The organism is Klebsiella sp. RC2 (genome assembly GCF_014192815.1).
Lineage (GTDB): Bacteria > Pseudomonadota > Gammaproteobacteria > Enterobacterales > Enterobacteriaceae > Klebsiella > Klebsiella variicola.
Genome location: NZ_JACHYL010000010.1, coordinates 107,808 through 131,396, shown reverse-complemented (window position 1 = coordinate 131,396; position 23,589 = coordinate 107,808). Strand labels below are relative to the sequence as shown.

Here is a 23,589-nt window from a genome sequence, read left to right as displayed (position 1 = left end):
TGGACAGTCATTCATCCTGCTTCCGGTATTCGAATAGCAAAAACCCCGCCGGAGCGGGGTTTTTGCATAAAGAGGTGAAACTGACCGATAAGCCGCGTTCTTCTGGTATAGCGTCGTGGACAGTCATTCATCCTGCTTCCGGTATTCGAATAGCAAAAACCCCGCCGGAGCGGGGTTTTTGCATAAAGAGGTGAAACTGACCGATAAGCCGGGTTCTGTCGTGGACAGTCATTCATCTAGGCCAGCAATCGCTCACTGGCTCAAGCAGCCTACCCGGGTTCAGTACGGGCCGTACCTTATGAACCCCTATTTGGCCTTGCTCCGGGTGGAGTTTACCGTGCCGCGGACTGTTACCAGCCGCGCGGTGCGCTCTTACCGCACCCTTTCACCCTTACCTGATCCCGCTTACGCGGGCCATCGGCGGTTTGCTCTCTGTTGCACTGGTCGTGGGCTGTGACACCCCCCAGGCGTTACCTGGCACCTTGCCCTATGGAGCCCGGACTTTCCTCCCCTCCGCCCGTCTCCCCCCGAAGGAGGACGACGACGAAGCGGCGACTGTCTGGTCAGCTTCGGCGCGCAGTATAGAGGGTTTACCGCCCGTTGTCATCCTTCTGTCGTCATCCCAACCTGCAGGGTGGCGGCGATATTGCGCGACGCGCGGTAAATGTTATCAAACGCCCCGCGAAATGCCTCTTCCAGCGTCGAAACTGTGGTTAACACGCTGAAAACCGCATCGATACCGTGCTGGTGAACCACGCCAACGTCGTGGGTCAGGCTGCCAGCAATACCGATCACCGGCTTACGGTATTTTTTCGCCACCCGGGCTATCCCCACCGGCACCTTACCGTGAATAGACTGGCTATCGATCCGCCCTTCTCCGGTGACCACCAGCGAGCAGTCATGGATCTGCTCTTCCAGCTTCAGCGCCTCGGTAACGATCTCAATCCCGCTACGCAGTTCCGCATTAAGAAAAGCCATCAGCGCCGCGCCCATGCCGCCGGCCGCCCCCGCCCCGGGGATCGGCTTAACGTCCACCTGCAGCGACGCCTTAATGACGTCGGCGAAGTGCGCCAGATTACGATCCAGCTCAACGATCATCGCCTCGGTCGCCCCTTTCTGCGGGCCAAAGATCCGCGACGCGCCGCGCTCGCCCACCAGCGGGTTAGTGACGTCACAGGCCACGTGGATCATCCTGTCACGTAAGCGTGGATCGATGGCGGAAAGATCGATCCGGCTCAGACGGCTCAGGCTACCGCCGCCATGGCCGATCTCCTGCCCCTCGGCGTCACAAAGGCGGGCGCCTAGCGCCTGCATCATGCCCGCTCCACCGTCGTTGGTCGCACTGCCGCCGATACCGATAATGATCCGTTTCGCGCCATGTTCCAGCGCCTGTAATATCAGCTCGCCGGTACCGCGTGAAGTGGTGATGAGAGGGTTGCGTTTTTCGGGCGGAACGAGTCCCAGGCCACTGGCCGCCGCCATCTCAATAAACGCAGTGACGCCATCGCCGGACATGCCCCAGCAGGCCTCCACTTTCTCGCCCAGCGGGCCAGTCACCCATGCGGAATGTTCCGTTCCCTGCGTCGCGGCAATCATCGCCTCCACCGTTCCCTCGCCGCCGTCGGCGACGGGCATGGAAACATACTGCGCGTCAGGGAAAATTTCCCGAAATCCTTTTTCTATCGCCTGAGCTACCTCGGTGGCAGAAAGGCTTTCTTTGTAAGAGTCTGGGGCAATGACGATTTTCATAATTTTGTAGCCTGACAGTGCCGCGCAAGGCAAGAATAACAGGGCGCGCAAGGCGCCCTTCTTGTTAGCGAGTGACTTCCACTTTCGCCAGTTTTTCGTAGTAGCACGCCAGCGCGCTATGGTCCGCGGTGCCCAGACCGTCTGCGCGCAGCGCCTGCATCATCTCCATCACCGCCGCTGTCAGCGGCAGCTGAGCGCCCACGCCGTGTGAGGTATCCAACGCATTGGCCAGATCTTTAATATGCAGGTCGATACGGAAACCCGGCTTGAAGTTACGATCCATCACCATCGGCGCTTTGGCATCCAGCACGGTACTGCCCGCCAGGCCGCCACGGATCGCCTGATAGACCAGATCCGGATTGACGCCAGCTTTGGTCGCCAGAGTCAGCGCTTCAGACATCGCTGCGATGTTCAGGGCGACAATCACCTGGTTAGCCAGTTTGGTGACGTTGCCCGCGCCGATGTCGCCGGTATGCACCACGGAGCCCGCCATCGCTTTCATCAGATCGTAGTATTTATCAAAGATCGCCTTATCGCCGCCGACCATCACCGACAGGGTGCCGTCGATGGCTTTTGGTTCGCCGCCGCTCACCGGCGCGTCCAGCATTTCAACACCTTTGGCCCTCAGCGCTTCGCTGATTTCCCGGCTCGCCAGCGGCGCGATAGAGCTCATATCAATCACCACGGTGCCCGGCTTTGCCCCTTCGATAATGCCGTTTTCTCCCAGCGCCACCTCTTTCACATGCGGAGAGTTCGGCAGCATGGTGATAATGACGTCGCATTGTTCGGCAATCGCCTTCGGCGTCGTGGCGGTCTCTGCACCCGCGGCGATCACGTCGGCAATCGCTTCCGGGTTACGGTCGGACACCACCAGCGAATAACCGGCTTTCAGCAAATTTTTGCTCATCGGTTTGCCCATAATGCCAAGACCGATAAAACCCACTTTGATTGTCATAATGTTCTCTCTTTTCATCCTGGTGATTATTTTTTAAACGCATCAGCAAGTTTCTGCGTTGCTGAGCGGAAGACGCCCAGATCGCTGCCGACGGCGACGAAAGTCGCCCCCCATTCCAGATAGCGGCGCGCATCAGCTTCCACTGGCGCCAGAATGCCGCTTGGCTTACCGTGCTTCTTCGCGCTGGCAAAGATATGTTGGATAGCGTGCTGTACCTCAGGATGGGCGGCATTGCCGAGATGGCCTAAAGCGGCAGCCAGGTCACTCGGGCCAACGAACACCCCGTCCACACCCTCGGTCGCGGCAATCGCCTCGACGTTATCTACCCCGGTCTGGCTCTCAATCTGCACCAGAATGGAAATGTTCTTGTTGGACTGGGCGAAGTAGTCCGGCACGGTGCCAAACATATTGCCGCGGTGGGAAACGGAGACCCCGCGGATCCCTTCCGGCGGATAGCGGGTCGACGCCACCGCCTGCGCCGCCTGCTCAGCCGTCTCGACGAACGGCACCAGGAAGTTATAGAAGCCGATGTCCAGCATGCGCTTGATGATGATCGGCTCATTGGTCGGCACACGGACTACCTGCGCGCTGGAGCTGCCCTTCAGCGCCATCAGCTGTGGGATAAGCGTGGTCACGTCGTTCGGCGCGTGTTCCGCATCCAGCACCAGCCAGTCGAAACCGGCCAGACCCAGCACCTCAGTACTGATCGGGTTAGCCAGCGCGCACCAGCAGCCAATCTGCACCTGATGAGCCGCCAGCGCGGCTTTAAATTTGTTCGGGAAAATTGCGTTATCCATAATTTTTACCTTGCGTTAATCGTTGCTTACTTCTGCAATTCCATACGTTTGATATCGCCAACCACAAACAGGTAGCAGACCATCATCATCAGCGCGGAGCCGCCAACAAAAATCAGTGCGCCATTGAATGAGTGCAGTTCGCTTACGATGTAGCCAATAACCAGCGGCGTGGCGATCGAGGCCACATTGCCAAAGACGTTGAATACCCCGCCGCACAGGCCAACAATCTCTTTCGGCGCAACATCCGAGATAACCGGCCAGCCCAGCGCGCCAAAGCCTTTACCAAAGAACGCCAGCGCCATCAGCGTAATAACCAGCGGCGTGCTGGCCGTGTAGTTACACAGAATAATGGACGATGCCAGCAGCATTCCGAGTACTATCGGTAACTTACGCGCAAAAGTCAGCGTACAGCCGCGGCCAATCAGATAATCCGAAAACAGCCCGCCCAGTACGCCGCCGGCAAAACCAAACAGCGCCGGAATTGAAGCCACGAAGCCGACTTTCAGAATTGACATTCCCTTGTCCTGCACGAGGTAGATCGGAAACCACGTCAGGAAGAACCAGGTAATGGTGTTGAGGAAATACTGACCGAAAAATACGCCTAACATCATTCGGTTGGTCAGCAACTGACGGATATAATCCATCTTCGGCCCGGCCGCCTGGGTCGTCTCTTTTTTGTGGTCCATATCGACCACCGCGCCGCCTTCAGAGATATACTTCAGCTCCGCCGCGGACATTCGCGGATGATCGGTGGGGTTATGCACAAACTTCACCCAGATGACGGTGAGCACAAACCCTATTATCCCCATCACGGTAAAGACATGCTCCCAACCCAGCGCGAAGGTCAGCCAGCCGAGTAGCGGCGAGAATAACGCCAGCGAAAAATATTGCGCCGCATTAAAAATAGCCGAAGCGGTGCCCCGCTCTTTGGCCGGAAACCAGGCCGCCACAATGCGGGCGTTGGCGGGAAACGAGGGCGCTTCGGAAAAGCCCAGCATAAAACGCATAAAGAACATGGAGACCCCAGCCCAGGCGAGCGGGAACACATCAATAAAGCCCTGCAGGAAGGTAAACAGCGACCAGAAAAACAGGCTGTATGAGTAAACCTTCTTCGATCCAAATTTATCCAGCAGCCAACCACCAGGGATCTGCATCAGCAGATAAGCCCAGCCGAAGGCGGAAAAAATGTATCCCATCGACACCGCGCTGAGCCCCAGCTCTTTCGCGACTTCAGTACCGGCGATAGACAACGTCGCGCGGTCGCCATAGTTCACCGCCGTCACGACAAATATCATCAATAGAATTAAATAGCGGGTCGGTATTCCTTTTTTCTCATCTAATGTAGAATCCAGAATCATTTAGACATTCCTCAGGCACAGAACACCTTTTATAATTGCTTTAAGCGGTTTCTTATTTATTTAAAAGACGATATTGAAGCTATCTATTCGCATATCGAATACCTCAAAAACATGACTCAGTATAATCAGCACGCCTCCGCCAGACACTATGCATAACCACAATATAAAGTCATTATTTAACGCTAAAATTAGGCTTATGCCATAAGCCATGGGCGCTAATCCACAGTTCTTACGATTGCCTGCCCTGCTGGGGTTACCACCTCAGCAAGGAGTGATGTAGATCACATTTTAAAATCAATACAGCTGACATCCTTTATTCCATCATACTGATACGTAGTAAATGAATTAGCGTTTTATTTTATTATTAGCACCTGTTTGGAGATGACTGGACAATGGCTGACATTGCAATTCGACAACAATCGCCAACCGCGTTTTATATTAAAGTTGACCCGACAGATAACGTGGCGATTATTGTCAACGATCGGGGATTGACCGCCGGAACACGTTTCCCGGACGGCCTGACGCTCGTCGAACACATCCCACAGGGTCATAAAGTAGCCCTGGTGGATATCCCTGCCCGCGGTGAAATCATCCGCTACGGAGAAGTGATTGGCTTCGCCGTGCGCGACATCCCACAGGGAAGCTGGATTGACGAATCGCTGGTGGAACTGCCCACCGCCCCGCCGTTGAACACCCTGCCGCTGGCGACCAAAGTGCCTGAACCCCTACCGCCTCTGGAAGGCTATACCTTTGAAGGGTACCGCAATGCCGATGGCAGCGTGGGCACCAAGAACCTGCTGGGCATCACCACCAGCGTGCACTGTGTTGCGGGCGTGGTTGATTATGTGGTGAAAATCATTGAACGCGACCTGCTGCCGAAATACCCCAACGTCGACGGCGTGGTAGGCCTGAACCACCTCTACGGTTGCGGCGTGGCGATTAATGCACCGGCGGCGGTAGTGCCAATTCGCACTATCCACAATATCGCCCTCAACCCGAATTTCGGCGGCGAGGTGATGGTCATTGGCCTCGGCTGTGAAAAGCTGCAGCCGGAACGCCTGCTGCAGGGCACGGAAGACGTCAAAAGTATCCCGGTGGACAGCGCCAGCATCGTCAGCCTGCAGGATGAAAAGCATGTTGGTTTTAAATCGATGGTCGATGACATTCTGCAGGTCGCCGAGCGCCACCTGGTGAAACTGAACCAGCGCCAGCGGGAAACCTGTCCGGCTTCAGAGCTGGTGGTCGGCATGCAGTGCGGCGGCAGCGACGCCTTCTCCGGTGTGACCGCCAACCCGGCGGTGGGTTATGCATCCGACCTGCTGGTGCGCTGCGGCGCGACGGTGATGTTCTCGGAAGTGACCGAAGTCCGCGACGCCATCCATCTGTTAACCCCGCGGGCGATTAACGAAGAGGTCGGCAAACGCCTGCTGGAAGAGATGGCCTGGTACGATAACTATCTCGACATGGGCAAAACCGACCGCAGCGCCAACCCCTCCCCCGGCAACAAAAAAGGCGGCCTGGCTAACGTGGTGGAAAAAGCGCTGGGTTCTATTGCTAAATCAGGGAAAAGCGCCATCGTCGAGGTGCTCTCTCCAGGCCAGCGCCCGACCAAACGCGGCCTGATTTATGCCGCTACCCCCGCCAGCGATTTTGTCTGCGGCACCCAGCAGGTCGCCTCTGGCATTACCGTGCAGGTGTTCACCACCGGTCGCGGCACGCCGTATGGCCTGATGGCGGTACCCGTAATAAAAATGGCGACCCGTACCGAGCTGGCCAACCGCTGGTATGATTTAATGGACATTAACGCCGGGACCATCGCCACTGGCGAAGAGACGATTGAGGATGTCGGGCGGAAGCTGTTCGAATTTATTCTCGACGTCGCCAGCGGACGCAAGAAAACTTTCTCCGATCAATGGGGCCTGCACAACCAGCTGGCGGTGTTTAACCCGGCGCCGGTGACCTGATCGAGAGCGTAAGAATTTAACCACTTTTAGCCCGGATTAATCCGGGCTTGTTGGTTAGGGATGCTGTGCGGCAAGGAAAGCGATTCTGCCCTTTTCTTCCGACATTTCTTCCGACATTTCTTCCGACATATCGGATGACGTTCAAGCCGCCCTTCAATTTCTGAAGAGCGGCTTGCTGCTCCCAAAGTCAGTTTACAGGCTTACTCCCCCTGCTGCTCCAGGGCGTACTTATACAACGCATTTTTCTTCACGCCGTGGATCTCCGCGGCCAGCGCGGCGGCTTTCTTCAGCGGCAGCTCCGCTTGCAGCAGCGCCAGGGTACGCAGCGCGGCTGCCGGCAGCGCCTCTTCCTGGGCCTTAAAGCCTTCGACAATCAACACCATCTCGCCTTTGCGGCGGTTTTCGTCTTCCTTCACCCACGCCACCAGCTCGCCAATCGGCGCGCCGTGGATAGACTCCCAGGTTTTGGTCAGCTCGCGGGCCAGCACCACGTAGCGGGATTCTCCCAGTACCGCGCAGATATCTTCCAGACTCTCCACCAGACGGTGCGTTGACTCATAGAAGATGAGAGTGCGCGGTTCTTCTTCCAGCGCCTTCAGGGTATCGCGGCGGCCTTTCGATTTCGCCGGCAGGAAGCCTTCATAGCAGAAACGGTCGGAAGGCAGACCGGCGGCGCTCAGGGCGGCGATGGCCGCACAGGGACCCGGCAGCGGCACCACGCGAATATTCGCTTCGCGGCAGGTGCGCACCAGATGATAGCCAGGGTCGTTAATCAGCGGCGTGCCGGCATCGGAGACCAGCGCGATGTTTTGCCCTTCTTTCAGTTTAGCGAGAAGTGTTTCCGCCTTTTGCTGCTCGTTATGGTCGTGAAGCGCAAATAAGCGGGCGTTAATCGCAAAATGTTGCAGCAGCAAACCGGTGTGGCGGGTATCTTCCGCAGCAATTAAATCAACAGCTTGCAACACTTCCAGTGCGCGCTGCGTGATATCAGACAGATTCCCTATCGGAGTGGGCACAATATAGAGCTGCCCCTGAGAATTATCCGCTGATTCGTGTTGTTTCATTGTCTCGTCCGTATTGCCGATTTAATATTGAGCATTGAGCCAAAAAAATATCACTGGACACTTATGGTACCGTCAACATTTCTTCGTTCTAAGCCCGCGCGCTGTCTGCCCGTATTGCTGGCGACGCTTCTTTTTGCTGGCTGCGGCACCCACACGCAGGATCAAAGCACGGCGTTTATGCAGGGTACATCGCAGGCCAACTCCAGTTTCTACCTACAGCAGATGCAGCAAAGCACGAATGATAGCAAGACCAACTGGCAATTACTCGCCATTCGTGCACTGCTGCAGGAAGGGAAGAAGCAGCAGGCCATCGACCTGTACAACCAGCTGCCGTCGAACCTGAACAGCACCCAGGCCCGTGAACAGTCGCTGCTGGCGGTGGAAGTGAAGCTGGCGCAAAACGACTATCAGGGCGCTCGTACTCTGCTGGCAAAGCTCGACCCGACAAGCCTGGATCAACCCCAGCAGGCGCGCTACTGGCAGGCGCAAATCGATGCCAGCCAGGGCAAACCATCGCTGACCCTGCTGCGCGCCTTAATCGCCCAGCAGCCGCTGCTGAGTGACGCGAAACAGCGTCAGAAAAATATTGATGCGACGTGGCAAGCGCTCACCTCGATGCCCCAGGACCAGGCCAATGCGCTGGTGATCAACGCTGATGAAAATACCCTCCAGGGCTGGCTGGATCTGCAGCGGATGTGGTTTGACAACCGCAACGATCCGACGCTGCTGAAAGCAGGCGTTAAAGACTGGCAGACGCGCTATCCGCAAAATCCGGGCGCCAAAATGCTGCCGACGGCGCTGGTGAACATGCAAAACTATAAGCCCGCGTCCACCAACAAGATTGCGCTTTTTCTGCCGCTGAACGGTCAGGCGTCGATCTTCGGCCGCACTATCCAGCAGGGCTTTGAAGCCGCCAAAAATGGTGCGCCGTCGGTGACGGGTAGCGCCGTTCCCGCGCAGGTTGCCCAGGCGGCGAATGTCTCCGGTAATGATGATGTAGTGAGTCCGTCGCAGGCAGAAGTCAGCGATCTAACCGCCACCGGAAGCCGCGCTGAACCGGTGCAAGCCCCGGCACAAGACCAGGCGGCGCCTGCCGCGGAACCTACAGCCCAGGCGCCGGCAGCGTCCGCCACGCCGCAGACCACCGCTTCCCCGGTCACTCAGCCGGTCACCGCCCCGACCGCACAGCCTCAGCCCGCAGTCGCCAGCGCCGCCAACCCCTCTGCGGAACTGAAAATTTACGACACCACCAGCCAGCCCATCAGTCAGTTGCTTGCCCAGGCTCAGCAGGATGGCGCCACTTTAGTCGTCGGGCCGCTGCTGAAAGAGAACGTAGATGATGTGATTAAGAGCAACACGCCGCTCAATGTACTGGCCCTCAACCAGCCGGAGAAAGTCGAAAGCCGCGCTAACCTCTGCTATTTCGCGCTTTCCCCGGAAGACGAAGCGCGTGACGCGGCCCGACATATCCACCAACAGGGCAAGCAGACGCCACTGCTGTTGGTTCCGCGCGGTGCGCTGGGCGATCGCGTGGTTAGCGCGTTTGCCGACGAATGGCTGAAGCTGGGCGGCGCCAGCGTCCTGCAGCAGCGTTTTGGATCCACGGCCGAGCTGCGCGCCGGCGTCAACGGCGGAGGGGGCATTGCGCTGACCGGCACCCCGGTCTCCACCCTGCCTTCGGCCCAGAACAGTTCCCTCGGCAGTGCGGATGAGATGCCGGTGAGCAGCGGCGGCAGCGTGGACGCCGCCTATATCCTCGCCACCCCGGAACAGATTGCCTATATCAAACCCATGATCGCCATGCGCAACGGCAGTCAAAACAATGTCACCCTGTACGCCAGCTCGCGCAGCGCCCAGGGCACCGCAGGGCCGGATTTCCGTCTGGAGATGGAAGGGCTGCAGTATAGTGAGATCCCGATGCTGGCCGGCAGCAACCCGGCGCTGATGCAGCAGGCGCTGTCCGCTGTACGTAATGACTACTCGCTGGCGCGCCTGTATGCCATGGGAGCTGACGCCTGGTCACTGGCGAACCACTTCACGCAAATGCGCCAAACGCCGGGCTTCGAGCTGAACGGCAATACCGGCGATCTGACGGCCACCCAGGACTGCGTGATTAACAGGAAACTGTCATGGCTCAAGTACCAGCAGGGAAAAATCGTTCCGGCCAGCTAAGCAAACAGACTGGCGATGCCTGGGAAAACCAGGCTCGCCGCTGGCTGGAAGGCCAGGGCCTGCGTTTTATCGCCGCTAATGCCCGCGAGCGTGGCGGCGAAATTGACCTCATCATGCGCGACGGCGCCGTCACCGTTTTTGTCGAGGTGCGCTACCGCCGTAGCGCCCGGTACGGTGACGCGGCGGCCAGCGTCACCCCGCAAAAACAACAACGACTGCTTAAAGCCGCCCGTTTGTGGCTCTGCCGACAGAATGGGAGCTTTGAGACTGTGGATTGCCGTTTCGATGTGGTAGCCTTCACCGGAAACGACATCCAATGGCTAAAAAACGCCTTTGGCGAATAGCGTAATACCAGAAGTAAGGGATCCCGTGCTCGACAGAATCAAAGCCTGCTTTACCGAAAGCATTCAAACCCAAATTGCCGCAGCGGAAGCACTCCCGGACGCCATCTCCCGGGCGGCGATGACGCTCGTGCAGTCCCTGCTCAACGGCAACAAAATCCTCTGTTGTGGTAATGGCACCTCCGCCGCCAACGCACAGCATTTTGCTGCCAGCATGATTAATCGTTTTGAAACGGAACGCCCTGGTTTACCCGCCATTGCACTTAATACCGATAATGTGGTCTTAACCGCCATCGCCAACGATCGTCTGCATGACGAGATCTACGCCAAGCAGGTGCGCGCCCTGGGACACGCCGGCGATGTGCTGCTGGCGATCTCTACGCGCGGTAACAGCCGGGATATCGTCAAAGCGGTGGAAGCCGCCGTGACTCGCGACATGACTATCGTCGCGTTAACCGGCTATGACGGCGGTGAGCTGGCTGGCCTCTTAGGTCAGCAGGATGTCGAAATCCGCATCCCCTCGCATCGCAGCGCGCGTATTCAGGAGATGCATATGCTAACCGTCAACTGTCTGTGCGATTTGATAGATAACACCCTTTTTCCACACCAGGACGATTAAGGAGAACACATGAAGGCTCTCTCGCCCCTCGCCATCCTGCTTTCTGCACTATTGCTGCAGGGCTGCGTTGCCGCCGCGGTAGTCGGAACGGCAGCTGTCGGCACTAAAGCCGCAACGGACCCGCGTACGGTGGGAACCCAGGTCGATGACAGCACCCTGGAACTGCGCGTCAATAGCGCCTTGTCGAAAGATGAACAGATTAAGAAACAGGCCCGCATCAACGTCACGGCTTATCAGGGCAAAGTCCTGCTGACCGGCCAGTCGCCGACGCCGGACCTCTCCGCCCGCGCCAAGCAAATCGCCATGGGCGTGGAAGGGACCACGGAAGTGTTTAATGAAGTGCGCCAGGGCCAGCCGATTGGTTTAGGGACCGCCTCGTCTGATACCTGGATTACCACCAAGGTGCGTTCGCAGCTGCTGAGCACCGATCAGGTCAAATCCTCGAACGTGAAGGTGACCACGGAAAACAGCGAAGTCTTCCTGATGGGGCTGGTGACCGAGCGCGAAGGCCGGGCTGCCGCGGATATTGCCAGCCGGGTGAGCGGCGTGTCCCGGGTGACTACCGCCTTTACCTACATCAAATAAACCTGCAGTCTCCCGGCTGGCGCTGCGCTTAGCCGGGCTACCGTCCCCTGTCCGTTGTGTGCCGGGTAAGGCGTAGCCGCCGCCCGGCAGCCAATCCGGCTATCCATACGTTTACGGCAAACTACACCAGCGCCAGCGCACCGACAATCGCCCCGCACAGCGCCACCAGTCCGCCCGTCAGCCACAGCGCTTTGGCCGGGAAGGCTTTGCGCAGCATAATCAGCGACGGCACGCTCACCGCCGGCAGAGTGATGAGCAGCGCCAGCGCGGGCGCTGTCCCCATGCCAGCCAGCATCATCGTCTGCACAATCGGAATTTCCGCCGCGGTAGGGATCACAAACAGGCAGCCGGCGATCGCCATCGCGATGACCCAGAACAACGTGTTATCCACCACGCCATCGGCGTGCGGGAACAGCCAGACCCGCGCCGCTCCCAGCACCAGTACCGCGAGGATATAAACCGGGATCGTGTTCCAGAACAGGGTCCACAGCGCCCGCAGCCAGCGGCTAAAGAAGCTGTCTCTGGCCGCTTCAGACGGTGCAGCAGGCACCGCTACCGGCTGCGTCGCCGCCTCTTTCACCCATTTCTGCACCAGGGTCGCAACAATCAGCACCGTCGCCAGGCCAGCGACCAGGCGAACCAGCGCAAACTGCCAGCCCAGGACAAAGCCCATAAACACCAGTGTCGCCGGGTTGAGCAGCGGGTTACCCATCCAGAACGCCAGCGCCCCGCCCATCGACACCTGTTGTTTACGCATGCCGGCCGCGACCGGCGCGGCGCAGCAGGTGCACATCATGCCAGGCAGTGAAAAAATCGCCCCCAGCAGCGTGCCCTGAAAACGCGATTGTCCCAGGGTGCGCAGCAGCCAATCGCGCGGGATGAGCACCTGAATCAGCGACCCGAGCAGCACGCCGAGCACTGCCGCTTTCCAGACGGCGAGGAAGTAAACCATCGCATAGTCCCACGCGGCTTTCAGCGGATTGGCGTCGGCCTGGGCGAGAATGGATTTACCGATACTGTGGGTTTCCGCGGCGGTGAAGGCTTTCCCGTAATAGGGCTGCCATTTGACGAACCACAGGCCGACAATCACGACGAGAAAGAAAAGCGCGGGTTTCCACCATTGAAACGGTGACGCCGCCTGAGATGAAGACTGACCAGTCATAGCATTCCCCAGCAAGAAATGTGGATATGAATTGAAGCCGTGAATAGTACGCCGGATGTTTGCGTTTGCAAAACGCTATTCAGCCTGCTGCGCGGCGCGCTCCCGCAGTTGGGATGACGTCAGAATTTGCACGCCTTCCTGGGTGGGCGACAGCGCCTCCGCCAGCAGGGCAATCGCCACGTCACGGGCCGGAATCGCTTTCCAGTTTCCTGGCAGCAGCCGGAACAGCGGTTCGAGGAAAGTCTCATTGGCCCGTTTTTTTTCCCGCTCGCCTGACAGCATCGACGGCCGGGCGATGGTCAGCCGCGGCCAGGCCTGTTCAATCAACGCCGCCTCCATTTCCCCCTTCACCCGATTGTAGAAAAACGGCGAGTGGGCATTGGCGCCCATCGCGCTAACCACCAGCATATGTTGCGCACCCAGTCGTTTGCCGGTCAGCGCGGTATCAACCACCAGCGTGTAATCAGCATGGACAAAGGCCTCTTTGCTTCCCGCTTCCCGACGCGTTGTTCCCAGACAGCAGAAGACGATATCGACCGGGTCGACCACCTGCGCCAGGGCATCGGTCAGCTGGGGATCGTGAGGATTAAAGACACCTTCCGCTGGCGCCAGCGGGCGACGCGTCGGGGCGGCGATGGAGCTGATGCTCGGCTCATTCTGCAGCAGCCGGAGTAAGTGACCGCCAACTAATCCGGTCGCACCGGTTAATAATACCTGACTCATTGATTCTCCTTTACAGAATTCTCCGCCTTGCACTTTCGGGCTCATGTTCCAGGCTTAATACCTTACAAGGTAAGTATCCACCATCATCATGGAATTACCTCATTGACCATCCAGATAGCGGAGGAAGCATGAGTAAAAAGATAGCCGTGCTCATTACCGACGACTTTGAAGATTCTGAATTTACCTCTCCCGCCGACGCGTTCAAGCTCGCCGGGCATCAGGTCGTCACGATCGAAAAGCAGGCTGGCAAGACGGTGAAGGGTAAACAGGGAGAAGCGGAGGTCGCCATCGACAGAGCCATCGATGACGTCACACCGGGCGAATTTGATGCCTTGCTGCTGCCCGGGGGCTATTCCCCTGATCAGCTGCGCGGGGATGAACGCTTCGTCACCTTTACCCGCGATTTCGTCAATGGCGGGAAGCCGGTGTTTGCCATCTGCCACGGCCCGCAGCTGCTGATCAGCGCCGATGTGATCCGCGGGCGTAAGCTCACGGCGGTGAAGCCTATCGTGGTGGATGTGAAAAACGCCGGGGGCGAGTTTTACGACCAGGAGGTGGTGGTCGATAACGAACAGCTGGTCACCAGCAGAACGCCGGACGATCTGCCGGCCTTCAATCGCGAAGCGCTACGCCTGCTCGGCGCCGGCATCACGCCGCCAGTGTAACTTTTTCCCGAAGCCCAGCGTGTTATCGGTAAACTTGATTTCGTCCGGACGAATCTCCCATACCGGCGCCGACAGCATGCGGGCCACTGGAAAGCGCTTGACGTAGCGCTGGCGCATCCGCGCCTCTTCGTCACCGCTCAGACGACGGATCTCGCCTTTGAACTGCACGCCGCGGATCAGGGCCACGGTTTTTGGCTGGCCATTAACCGTACCGGCAACTTTCGCCCGTTCGCCGGTCATCTGACCGTGGCGGGTGTGCTCATCGCTGAGCAGATAAAAGGCCACGGTATCCTGGTCATAGACGTAAAAGGCATTCGCACACCACAGCTCGTCGTCGCGGGAGACGCACCAGGTGACGACGTGCTGCTTACTCAGCCAGCGACCAATGGCAGCAAGGGTTTCCATCTTTCTTCTCCATTATGCTATGGTGCACACACCTTACCATAGTGACTTTGTGACCGTGTGCTGGTTTCTGTATCTCATTCGAACCGCGGATAATCGCCTTTATACCGGCATCACCACCGATGTGCCGCGCCGCTTTCGCCAGCATCAGGCGGGAAAAGGCGCGAAGGCGTTGCGCGGTAAAGGCGACCTGCTGCTGGCCTTTAGCCACGAGGTTGGTGAACACTCACTTGCGTTGCGACTGGAATACCGCGTTAAGCAGCTAACGAAGCGCGAAAAAGAGCGCCTCGTTGCCGGAGAGGATGCCTTCGATACCCTGCTGGCGAGGCTCAAAGACGATTAAAATGGTCGCTGTATTCTACCTGGCCGTGGACGCCTTCGAGAGCGTCATCCGCCAGACGGTGAACCTGGAACGCCTCCGCGCTGTCCGGCCAGCGGCAGCGGAGATCGAAGCGCGCGGCCGGCTCAAAGCCGAAGCGACGGTATAAATCCGGGTCGCCCAGCGTCACCACCGCGGCATAGCCGAACTCATTCAGCGAATCCAGCCCTTCATAGACCAGTTGCCGGCCAATGCCCTGTCCACGATAGTGTTCATCCACCGCCAACGGCGCCAGACCGACCCACTGCAGCTCTTCACCTTCCACTGCAACCGGGCTGAAGGCAACGTAGCCGATCACCTGGCCTTCATCATCCGTTGCCACCACCCCCAGCGTGATCAGTCCATCTTCACGCAGATCGTGCACCAGCTGCGCTTCGGCATCGCGGCCGAAGGTACGACGCAGCAGCGCGTCGATTCCCGGTGCATCAATCCCAATCTCCACTCGAATCAGCATGCCTCACCTACCGATGTCTGTTCAGGTTTCTGCGGGCTCTTCAGTCCAGCTTCGACAAAATCCGCCAGTTGCAGCAACATCACGCGCAGCGCTTTTGGCATCTGCTCGAGCTCAATGGCGTCCATCAAATTTTTTACGTACAGCCCCAGCTCCGTATCGCCTTCAATCACCAGACGACGCTGGAAGAATAGCGTATCCGGATCCTGCTTGCGCGCGGCAATCATTAACAGATCGCTGGCGTCGGCGCTGAAGCTGACGTCGGCGTCGGCCTGCTGGCTGACCACCAGGCGACCATCGACTACCGAGGTATACCACAGCAGACCGATGTCACGCACATGAATACTTAACCAGCGCCCCTCGAGAAACTCCAGTTCTCCCTCTGCCAGCGCCTGACGGAACTGCCAGCTTAGCACCTGCTCCAGCACCTGGCGCTTGAGGGCAAAAGGCGCCAGCTTAACCGGCACGCTCAGTAAAGACGGGCCAAAGTGGACCAGCCGGGAACGCAGTTTATCCAACACAAGCTTTACTCCATGAATGCAATTGTTCCGCTATTGTGCCATATCACATAAACAACATAGCGGCGTAAATCAACAAAAACGCGATGACGGCCGCCAGTTATTGGCGCCACCAATACACTTTTAACTGCCTCAAATCAAAAATTGTCACCAGAAGGTTAACTAAAATCCCTGCTCGTTAACCATTCAGCGTCCCTGACGGGCCGCATTTTTCAGGAAAAATTATGGAGCTGCTCTGCCCAGCCGGTAACCTTCCGGCGCTTAAGGCGGCCATCGAAAACGGCGCCGATGCCGTCTATATCGGGCTGAAAGATGACACCAACGCCCGCCACTTTGCCGGCCTTAATTTCACCGAAAAGAAACTGCAGGAAGCCGTCAGCTTTGTGCATCAGCACCGTCGTAAGCTACATATTGCGATCAACACCTTCGCCCATCCCGACGGCTACGCCCGCTGGCAGCGCGCGGTGGACATGGCCGCCCAGCTGGGCGCCGATGCGCTGATCCTGGCCGATATCGCCATGCTGGAGTATGCCGCGGAGCGTTATCCACACATTGAGCGTCACGTTTCGGTGCAGGCTTCCGCCACCAATGAAGAGGCCATTCGCTTCTATCATCGCAACTTTGACGTGGCACGCGTCGTACTACCACGAGTGTTATCTATTCACCAGGTGAAGCAGTTGGCCCGTGCCACGCCGGTGCCGCTGGAAGTCTTCGCCTTCGGTAGCCTGTGCATCATGGCGGAAGGCCGCTGCTATCTCTCTTCCTACCTGACCGGCGAATCGCCGAATACCGTCGGCGCCTGTTCACCTGCCCGCTTCGTGCGTTGGCAGCAAACGCCGCAGGGGCTGGAATCTCGCCTTAATGAGGTGCTGATCGACCGCTATCAGGATGGCGAAAACGCCGGCTATCCGACGCTGTGCAAAGGCCGCTATCTGGTCGATGGCGAGCGCTATCACGCACTGGAAGAACCCACCAGCCTAAACACCCTGGAGCTGTTGCCGGAGCTGATGGCCGCCAATATCGCCTCGGTGAAAATCGAAGGCCGTCAGCGCAGCCCGGCGTACGTCACCCAGGTGGCGAAAGTCTGGCGCCAGGCGATCGACCGCTGCAAAGCCGATCCGCAGAATTTTGTGCCGCAATCCGCCTGGATGGAAACCCTTGGTTCGATGTCCGAAGGGACGCAAACCACCCTTGGCGCCTATCACCGTAAATGGCAGTGAGAAACATGAAATATTCATTAGGGCCGGTGCTGTACTACTGGCCAAAAGAGACGCTGGAAGATTTTTACCAGCAGGCGGCAAACAGCAGCGCCGACACCATTTATCTCGGCGAAGCCGTGTGCAGCAAACGCCGCGCCACCAAAGTTGGCGACTGGATCGAGATGGCAAAAGCGCTGGCCGGTAGCGGCAAACAGGTGGTGCTGTCTACCCTCGCGCTGGTGCAGGCCTCTTCCGAACTGGGCGAACTGAAGCGCTATGTCGCTAACGGCGAGTTCCTGATTGAGGCCAGCGACCTTGGCGTGGTGAACCTCTGCGCCGAACGCAAGCTGCCGTTCGTTGCCGGGCATGCGCTGAACTGCTATAACGCCGTCACTCTGCGCCTGCTGCTGAAACAAGGCATGATGCGTTGGTGCATGCCAGTAGAGCTTTCCCGCGACTGGCTGGCAAATTTACTGACCCAGTGCGAAGAGCTGGGTATTCGCAACCAGTTTGAAGTGGAAGTGCTGAGCTACGGCCATCTGCCGCTGGCCTATTCCGCGCGCTGCTTTACCGCCCGCTCGGAAGACCGGCCAAAGGACGAATGCGAAACCTGCTGCATCAAGTACCCGACCGGACGCAGCATGCTGTCGCAGGAGAACCAGCAGGTGTTCGTGCTCAACGGTATCCAGACGATGAGCGGCTACGTCTATAACCTTGGCAACGAGTTAACCTCGATGCACGGCCTGGTGGATATGGTGCGCCTGTCGCCGATGGGCAACGAAACCTTCGCTATGCTAGAGGCCTTCCGCGCCAACGAAAACGGTGCTGCGCCACTGGATCTTACCAGCAATAGTGATTGCAACGGCTACTGGAAACGGCTGCCCGGTCTGGTGCTGCAAGCCTGATAAACCGCTCACTTTGTTAACAACAGTGCTCAGATTTTAATGCATTATTAAAGATGCAGCTTTTCTGGCTGGCGCGTCCAGGATGCGCCAGGCTGGAAGAAGACCTTCAATCTGATGACGATGCTGTAGCAAAGTGAGCCTTTATGACTGACAAATCTGTTCCGTTCTCGGTGCTCGACCTGGCGCCGATCCCGCAAGGCTCTTCTGCCAAAGAAGCCTTTACCCACTCTCTGGATCTCGCCAGGCTGGCCGAATCGCGCGGCTATCACCGCTACTGGCTGGCGGAGCACCATAATATGGTCGGCATTGCCAGCGCGGCGACCTCGGTGCTGATAGGCTATCTCGCCGCCAATACCACCACTCTGCATCTCGGTTCCGGCGGGGTGATGCTGCCCAACCACTCACCGCTGGTGATCGCCGAGCAGTTCGGCACCCTGAATACCCTTTATCCCGGGCGTATCGATCTCGGCCTTGGCCGCGCGCCAGGCAGCGATCAGCCGACCATGCGCGCCCTGCGCCGCCATATGAGCGGCGATGTCGATAACTTCCCGCGCGACGTGGCGGAACTGGTGGACTGGTTTGACGCCCTCGATCCGAACCCGCACGTGCGTCCGGTTCCCGGCTATGGCGAACGAATTCCGGTGTGGCTGCTGGGCTCAAGCCTGTACAGCGCCCAGCTGGCGGCGCAGCTCGGCCTGCCGTTTGCTTTCGCCTCGCATTTCGCGCCGGATATGCTGTTCCAGGCGCTGCATCTGTATCGCAGCAATTTCAAACCTTCGGCGCGGCTGGAAAAACCGTACGCGATGGTGTGTATCAATATTATCGCCGCCGACAGCAACCGCGATGCGGAGTTCCTCTTTACCTCTATGCAGCAGGCGTTCGTTAAGCTGCGGCGCGGCGAAACCGGACAGCTGCCGCCGCCGGTGGAAAATATGCATCAGCTGTGGTCAGCGTCCGAGCAGTATGGCGTGCAGCAGGCGTTAAGCATGTCGCTGGTCGGCGATAAAACGAAAGTCCGCCACGGCTTAGAGTCCATTCTGCGCGAAACCGAGGCGGATGAAATCATGGTCAACGGCCAGATCTTCGACCATCAGGCTCGCCTGCATTCGTTTGATTTGGCGATGCAGGTGAAAGAGGAGCTGTTGGGGTAACACAAACGTCAGCCCGGTGGATGTTATGCCACCGGGCATTAACCTTACTGATAAACCGGCAGCAGATTAAAGCTCGACAGGAAGTGCACCACCGCGTTGCCGAGACCAAAGAGCAGGATCAGCACAATCATCGCTTTTCCGCCCCACACGCGGAACTGTGGGCTGCCGAAGCGTTTACGCGAAGCGCGGGCCAGCAGCGCCGGCACAATGGCCGCCCATACCGTCGCCGCCAGGCCGGCATAGCCGATGGCGTAAAGGAAACCATCTGGTTTCACCAGCCCACCGAGCATCGGCGGGATAAAGGTCAACAGCGCGGTTTTAAAGCGCCCCATCGCGCTATCGTCAAAGCCAAACAGATCCGCCAGATAGTCGAACAGACCCAGCGTCACGCCGAGGAACGAACTCGCGACGGCAAAGTTGGAGAACACTACCAGCAGCAGATCCAGGCCGCGGTTATTCAGTACGCCGCTCAGGGCCTGTACCAGTACATCAATGTTACCGCCCTTCTGCGCAATATCGATAAACTGCGGACGCGGGATATTGCCCATCGTCACCAGCAGCCAGACCACGTACAGACCCAGCGCCAGCAGCGTACCGTAAATCAGACAGCGGGTAATGGTGCGCGGATCCTTACCATAATATTTCATCAGGCTCGGCACGTTACCGTGATAGCCAAACGAGGCCAGGCAGAACGGCAGCGTCATCAGCAGGTAGGGCGCATAGGAGGCATTCTTCTCCGCGACGTTAAACAGCGTCGTCGGTTCGACGTGTCCCAGCAGGCTGCCGAAGGTCAGGAAGAAGGTGATGACCTTGGCACCGAGCACGATAGCCGTCATGCGGCTCACCGCTTTGGTGCTCATCCAGACAATAAATGCCACCAGAAGCGCAAAGCCGAAGCCCGCCGCGCGCGCCGGTACGTTCAGCGACATTTCACTGAAGGTATGGTGCAGGATCGAACCGCTCGCCGAAATATAGGCGTAAGTCAGGATATACAGCACAAAGGCGATCGACACGCCGTTCACCAGGTTCCAGCCCTTGCCGAGCAGGTCTTTGGTGATGGTGTCGAAACTGGAGCCAATCCGGTAGTTGAGGTTGGCTTCCAGGATCATCAGACCGGAGTGCAACATGCAGAACCAGGTAAAAACCAGCGCCGCCAGCGACCAGAAGAACCACGCGCCGGACATCACCACCGGCAGCGAGAACATGCCCGCGCCAATAATCGTGCCGCCGATAATCACCACGCCGCCAAACAGGGACGGCCGGGTGGTTGTAGTGGTTAGTGTCGCCATTTACCGAAATCTCCAGTCAAAAAAACTTTCCCACAGTGGGTGCGACGCACTGTACCAGTACATGAGTACAAAAGGAATAAAAAAAGCCCCAATCATGGCGATCGGGGCTGTATTATTTACTTTACGCTAGCGTGTTGCGCTAATTACGCATCGCCACCGAAACGACGACGACCAGCGGAGTCATCACGGCGCGGCGCAGCTGCATCGTCACGACGCGGCGCACGGCCTTCACGACGTTCGCCGCTGAAACGACGACCATCACCACGACCGCCTTCACGACGTTCGCCACCGAAGCTACGGCCGCCTTCACGACGCTCACCGCCGAAACCACGACCGCCTTCACGACGTTCACCGCCGCCACGACGTTCAGTGCGCGGCTGCGCATCGCCCATCAGCTGCATGTTCATCGGTTTGTTCAGGATGCGGGTGCGAGTAAAGTGCTGCAGTACTTCGCCCGGCATACCTTTCGGCAGTTCGATGGTGGAGTGAGAACCGAACAGCTTGATGTTACCGATGTAACGGCTGCTGATATCGCCTTCGTTAGCGATCGCGCCAACGATATGACGAACTTCAACGCCGTCATCACGGCCTACTTCAATGCGGTACAGTTCCATCTCGCCAACATCACGACGCTCACGCTTCGGACGATCTTCACGATCGCCACGCGGGCCGCGGTCATTACGGTCGCCACGACGCTCGAAACGGTCATCACGATCGCGGAACTCACGCTTAGGACGCATCGGCGCATCCGGCGGGACGATCAGAGAACGTTCGCCCTGGGCCATTTTCAGCAGCGCGGCGGCCAGCGTTTCCACGTCCAGCTCTTCGCCTTCCGCCGTCGGCTGGATTTTCGCCAGCAGCGCACGGTACTGGTCCAGATCGCTGCTTTCCAGCTGCTGCTGAACTTTAGCCGCGAATTTTTCCAGGCGACGTTTGCCCAGCAGTTCTGCGTTTGGCAGTTCTACTTCAGGGATCGTCAGTTTCATCGTACGTTCGATGTTACGCAGCAGGCGACGCTCGCGGTTCTCAACGAACAGCAGGGCGCGGCCAGCACGACCCGCACGACCGGTACGGCCGATACGGTGAACGTAAGACTCGGAATCCATCGGGATGTCATAGTTAACAACCAGGCTGATACGCTCAACGTCCAGACCACGGGCCGCAACGTCGGTAGCGATCAGAATGTCCAGACGACCGTCTTTCAGACGCTCCAGCGTCTGCTCACGCAGCGCCTGGTTCATATCGCCGTTCAGCGCGGCGCTGTTATAGCCGCTACGCTCCAGCGCTTCAGCCACTTCCAGGGTCGCGTTTTTGGTACGCACGAAGATAATCGCCGCATCAAAGTCTTCCGCTTCCAGGAAGCGCACCAGCGCTTCGTTTTTACGCATGCCGTAGGCCGTCCAGTAGCTCTGGCTGATGTCCGGGCGCGTGGTGACGCTGGACTGAATGCGCACTTCCTGCGGCTCTTTCATAAAGCGGCGGGTAATGCGACGAATCGCTTCCGGCATGGTGGCAGAGAACAGCGCGGTCTGATGACCTTCCGGGATCTGCGCCATAATGGTTTCTACGTCTTCGATAAAGCCCATGCGCAGCATTTCATCGGCTTCGTCCAGTACCAGACCGCTCAGTTTAGAGAGATCCAGCGTGCCGCGCTTCAGGTGGTCCAGCAGACGACCCGGGGTACCGACAACGATCTGCGGACCCTGACGCAGAGCGCGCAGCTGCACGTCATAACGCTGGCCGCCGTACAGGGCAACCACGTTTACGCCGCGCATATGTTTAGAGAATTCCGTCATTGCTTCAGCAACCTGTACCGCCAGTTCGCGGGTCGGCGCCAGCACCAGAATCTGTGGTGCTCTCAGCTCAGGATCAATGTTGTTCAGCAGCGGTAAAGAGAACGCTGCGGTTTTACCGCTACCGGTCTGGGCCATACCCAGAACATCGCGGCCGTCCAGCAGATGCGGAATGCACTCAGCCTGGATCGGAGATGGTTTTTCGTAACCCAGATCGTTAAGCGCTTCAAGGATGGGAGCCTTCAGGCCCAGATCTGCAAAAGTGGTTTCGAATTCAGCCATGTAGTACGTGTGCCTCAAAATTAATGGCGGCCAGTCTACATAACTCATCGTGAAAATTTACGGTAATTTTCATTGAAAAGTGTGAACCGGCTCAAAGTAGGTGTATTAACGAACAACAACGCCCTCACCCGCAAAGGTGATGGCAAGCAAAAAACTATGGGCTGATGTGTTCGTCAGCTATTGCTGGTCCGATTCTGCCAGGTCATCTTGCTCCTGGCCCAAGAGCGATAATTCCAACAATGCGTATCGGTGCTCAACGTAGTTATGTACGTTGTTAGCGACCGCCAGTTTGAACAGTGCCGTAGCGCTGTCCTTGTCCCCCAGACTTAGGTAGTACTTACCTAAATAGAAGTTGGTTTCACTGAGATGCTCAGCGAGCGAGGTGTTATCCGTTGCGTCTGCCTTCAGACGAGTCATCAGCTCTTTTTCGCTAATGTCGCCAAGGTAGAACTCGACAATGTTCCATCCCCATTGCTCTTTGTCCGACTTGTTTAAGCGCTCTCTGAGTGCTTCAAGCGCCCGCTTCTCGTCGAGTTTACGCTCGGCGATATAAAGCCACAGGCTACGGAAAGGATCATTGGGATCGTCTTGATAAAACGCCAGCAGATCATCTTGCGCTAACTTAGCCCGGCCGCCGTAATACAGGGCGATACCGCGGTTCAAGTGCGCGTAGTTGTAAGTTGGATCAAGCTCAAGTACAGAATCAAACGCTTCATAGGCAGCATCAAAATTGCCTGCCTGCGTTAAGTAAATGCCTAAGTAATTGAATACTTCAGGCATATCGGGTCGGATTGCCAGCGCTTGTGAAAAATCATTTCGCGCTAATGCCCTCAGACCGAGACTATCATACAACACTCCGCGCTCATATAAAAGCTGTGCGCGTTCGTCATCGGATAAAGCCCGACTGGCAAGAATTTGTTCCATGCGTGCCAGAATCACTTCTTGCTGTAAAGTCGGTTGCAATGGTACTGCGAGGACGGCGTCCTTACGCCAGGCGGTGCTACTGCATCCTGCCAGCGTGAGAGCTGTCGCCACGAAACACCAGCGCAAAAAAGGCTTCATTTCC

24 protein-coding genes and 1 other RNA gene are annotated in these 23,589 nt (G+C 57.8%); 10 read left to right on the top strand and 15 right to left on the bottom strand.

The genetic code is table 11. From position 1 onward, the window contains the following. Window positions 1-188 precede the first annotated feature (188 nt). The 5 genes from rnpB to FHW76_RS24765 form a co-directional block, all read right to left on the bottom strand. Window positions 189-571: RNase P RNA component class A (gene rnpB / locus FHW76_RS24785), an RNA gene on the bottom strand. A 32-nt stretch (window positions 572-603) separates the two neighbouring features. Continuing rightward, the gene (gene garK, locus FHW76_RS24780; protein ID WP_012967185.1) at window positions 604-1,749 is read right to left on the bottom strand and encodes a glycerate 2-kinase; all 1,146 of its coding nucleotides are present in this window, start codon (window positions 1,747-1,749) and stop codon (window positions 604-606) included. Between the two features lie 64 nt (window positions 1,750-1,813). Then, a complete protein-coding gene (garR, locus tag FHW76_RS24775) occupies window positions 1,814-2,704 on the bottom strand; it encodes a 2-hydroxy-3-oxopropionate reductase (RefSeq protein ID WP_012967184.1) in 891 nt (296 codons plus the stop codon). A 26-nt stretch (window positions 2,705-2,730) separates the two neighbouring features. Further along, window positions 2,731-3,501 carry a 2-dehydro-3-deoxyglucarate aldolase gene (gene garL / locus FHW76_RS24770; protein WP_008806598.1) on the bottom strand — a complete coding sequence of 257 codons (771 nt, stop codon included), beginning with the start codon at window positions 3,499-3,501 and terminating at the stop codon, window positions 2,731-2,733. Between the two features lie 26 nt (window positions 3,502-3,527). After that, window positions 3,528-4,859 carry an MFS transporter gene (locus FHW76_RS24765; RefSeq protein WP_008806599.1) on the bottom strand — a complete coding sequence of 444 codons (1,332 nt, stop codon included), beginning with the start codon at window positions 4,857-4,859 and terminating at the stop codon, window positions 3,528-3,530. 392 nt (window positions 4,860-5,251) lie between these two features. On the opposite strand from FHW76_RS24765, the gene garD reads away from it, so the two are divergent. Next, window positions 5,252-6,823 carry a galactarate dehydratase gene (garD, locus tag FHW76_RS24760; protein WP_012967183.1) on the top strand — a complete coding sequence of 524 codons (1,572 nt, stop codon included), beginning with the start codon at window positions 5,252-5,254 and terminating at the stop codon, window positions 6,821-6,823. Between the two features lie 200 nt (window positions 6,824-7,023). Here the strand turns inward: garD and rsmI are convergent, their stop codons facing one another. Then, complete coding sequence (gene rsmI, locus FHW76_RS24755; RefSeq protein WP_004144878.1) at window positions 7,024-7,887, bottom strand: 16S rRNA (cytidine(1402)-2'-O)-methyltransferase; 864 nt, start codon at window positions 7,885-7,887, stop codon at window positions 7,024-7,026. Between the two features lie 63 nt (window positions 7,888-7,950). Between rsmI and FHW76_RS24750 the strand changes: the two genes are divergently transcribed. Genes FHW76_RS24750 through dolP form a run of 4 tightly spaced genes read left to right on the top strand, consistent with a single transcriptional unit; the run spans window position 7,951 to window position 11,604 of the window. After that, complete coding sequence (locus FHW76_RS24750) at window positions 7,951-10,059, top strand: penicillin-binding protein activator (RefSeq protein ID WP_023323315.1); 2,109 nt, start codon at window positions 7,951-7,953, stop codon at window positions 10,057-10,059. After that, the gene (locus FHW76_RS24745) at window positions 10,017-10,403 is read left to right on the top strand and encodes a YraN family protein (RefSeq protein ID WP_008806614.1); all 387 of its coding nucleotides are present in this window, start codon (window positions 10,017-10,019) and stop codon (window positions 10,401-10,403) included. The genes FHW76_RS24750 and FHW76_RS24745 overlap by 43 nt, the downstream gene beginning before the upstream one ends. A gap of 25 nt (window positions 10,404-10,428) precedes the next feature. Continuing rightward, complete coding sequence (gene diaA / locus FHW76_RS24740) at window positions 10,429-11,019, top strand: DnaA initiator-associating protein DiaA (protein WP_002918211.1); 591 nt, start codon at window positions 10,429-10,431, stop codon at window positions 11,017-11,019. Between the two features lie 9 nt (window positions 11,020-11,028). Beyond that, window positions 11,029-11,604, top strand: coding sequence for a division/outer membrane stress-associated lipid-binding lipoprotein (gene dolP / locus FHW76_RS24735; RefSeq protein WP_008806615.1), 576 nt, complete (start codon window positions 11,029-11,031; stop codon window positions 11,602-11,604). Between the two features lie 121 nt (window positions 11,605-11,725). On the opposite strand, the gene FHW76_RS24730 is transcribed toward dolP, so the two are convergent. Together FHW76_RS24730 and FHW76_RS24725 are read right to left on the bottom strand one after the other, a co-directional pair. Further along, window positions 11,726-12,766: a permease gene (locus FHW76_RS24730; protein ID WP_119866719.1), complete on the bottom strand. Its 1,041-nt coding sequence runs from the start codon at window positions 12,764-12,766 to the stop codon at window positions 11,726-11,728. A gap of 75 nt (window positions 12,767-12,841) precedes the next feature. After that, on the bottom strand, window positions 12,842-13,489 hold the full coding sequence (locus FHW76_RS24725; RefSeq protein WP_183477064.1) for an NAD(P)H-binding protein: 648 nt from the start codon (window positions 13,487-13,489) through the stop codon (window positions 12,842-12,844). A 128-nt stretch (window positions 13,490-13,617) separates the two neighbouring features. On the opposite strand from FHW76_RS24725, the gene FHW76_RS24720 reads away from it, so the two are divergent. Beyond that, window positions 13,618-14,154, top strand: coding sequence for a type 1 glutamine amidotransferase domain-containing protein (locus FHW76_RS24720; RefSeq protein ID WP_008806618.1), 537 nt, complete (start codon window positions 13,618-13,620; stop codon window positions 14,152-14,154). Here the strand turns inward: FHW76_RS24720 and FHW76_RS24715 are convergent. Further along, the gene (locus FHW76_RS24715) at window positions 14,116-14,559 is read right to left on the bottom strand and encodes a YhbP family protein (protein WP_012540486.1); all 444 of its coding nucleotides are present in this window, start codon (window positions 14,557-14,559) and stop codon (window positions 14,116-14,118) included. The genes FHW76_RS24720 and FHW76_RS24715 overlap by 39 nt on opposite strands. A 49-nt stretch (window positions 14,560-14,608) precedes the next feature. On the opposite strand from FHW76_RS24715, the gene FHW76_RS24710 reads away from it, so the two are divergent. Continuing rightward, window positions 14,609-14,899, top strand: coding sequence for a GIY-YIG nuclease family protein (locus FHW76_RS24710; RefSeq protein ID WP_032731566.1), 291 nt, complete (start codon window positions 14,609-14,611; stop codon window positions 14,897-14,899). On the opposite strand, the gene FHW76_RS24705 is transcribed toward FHW76_RS24710, so the two are convergent. Both FHW76_RS24705 and FHW76_RS24700 read right to left on the bottom strand, forming a co-directional pair. Next, entirely contained in the window at window positions 14,886-15,389 is a 504-nt protein-coding gene (locus tag FHW76_RS24705) for a GNAT family N-acetyltransferase (protein ID WP_008806621.1), read from the bottom strand. The two genes, FHW76_RS24710 and FHW76_RS24705, sit on opposite strands and share 14 nt — an antisense overlap. Beyond that, the gene (locus FHW76_RS24700) at window positions 15,383-15,907 is read right to left on the bottom strand and encodes an SCP2 domain-containing protein (protein WP_008806622.1); all 525 of its coding nucleotides are present in this window, start codon (window positions 15,905-15,907) and stop codon (window positions 15,383-15,385) included. Before FHW76_RS24700 ends, FHW76_RS24705 begins: the two co-directional genes overlap by 7 nt. A 221-nt stretch (window positions 15,908-16,128) precedes the next feature. Here FHW76_RS24700 and FHW76_RS24695 point away from each other — a divergent pair, with 221 nt between their 5' ends. The 3 genes from FHW76_RS24695 (at window position 16,129) to FHW76_RS24685 (ending at window position 19,159) form a co-directional block, all read left to right on the top strand. Beyond that, on the top strand, window positions 16,129-17,124 hold the full coding sequence (locus FHW76_RS24695) for a peptidase U32 family protein (RefSeq protein ID WP_004206164.1): 996 nt from the start codon (window positions 16,129-16,131) through the stop codon (window positions 17,122-17,124). A gap of 5 nt (window positions 17,125-17,129) precedes the next feature. Further along, window positions 17,130-18,008 carry a U32 family peptidase gene (locus FHW76_RS24690; RefSeq protein ID WP_008806623.1) on the top strand — a complete coding sequence of 293 codons (879 nt, stop codon included), beginning with the start codon at window positions 17,130-17,132 and terminating at the stop codon, window positions 18,006-18,008. A gap of 143 nt (window positions 18,009-18,151) precedes the next feature. Then, a complete protein-coding gene (locus FHW76_RS24685) occupies window positions 18,152-19,159 on the top strand; it encodes a luciferase-like monooxygenase (RefSeq protein ID WP_183477062.1) in 1,008 nt (335 codons plus the stop codon). A 44-nt stretch (window positions 19,160-19,203) separates the two neighbouring features. Here the strand turns inward: FHW76_RS24685 and mtr are convergent, their stop codons facing one another. The 4 genes from mtr to nlpI form a co-directional block, all read right to left on the bottom strand. Then, window positions 19,204-20,448, bottom strand: a complete 1,245-nt coding sequence (mtr, locus tag FHW76_RS24680; protein ID WP_012540482.1) for a tryptophan permease — start codon at window positions 20,446-20,448, stop codon at window positions 19,204-19,206. Between the two features lie 143 nt (window positions 20,449-20,591). Continuing rightward, entirely contained in the window at window positions 20,592-22,523 is a 1,932-nt protein-coding gene (deaD, locus tag FHW76_RS24675) for an ATP-dependent RNA helicase DeaD (RefSeq protein WP_012540481.1), read from the bottom strand. Further along, a complete protein-coding gene (gene yrbN, locus FHW76_RS24670; RefSeq protein WP_085903200.1) occupies window positions 22,516-22,596 on the bottom strand; it encodes a protein YrbN in 81 nt (26 codons plus the stop codon). Before yrbN ends, deaD begins: the two co-directional genes overlap by 8 nt. Before the next feature lie 104 nt (window positions 22,597-22,700). Continuing rightward, window positions 22,701-23,585, bottom strand: a complete 885-nt coding sequence (gene nlpI, locus FHW76_RS24665) for a lipoprotein NlpI (RefSeq protein WP_002918241.1) — start codon at window positions 23,583-23,585, stop codon at window positions 22,701-22,703. Window positions 23,586-23,589: the final 4 nt, after the last annotated feature.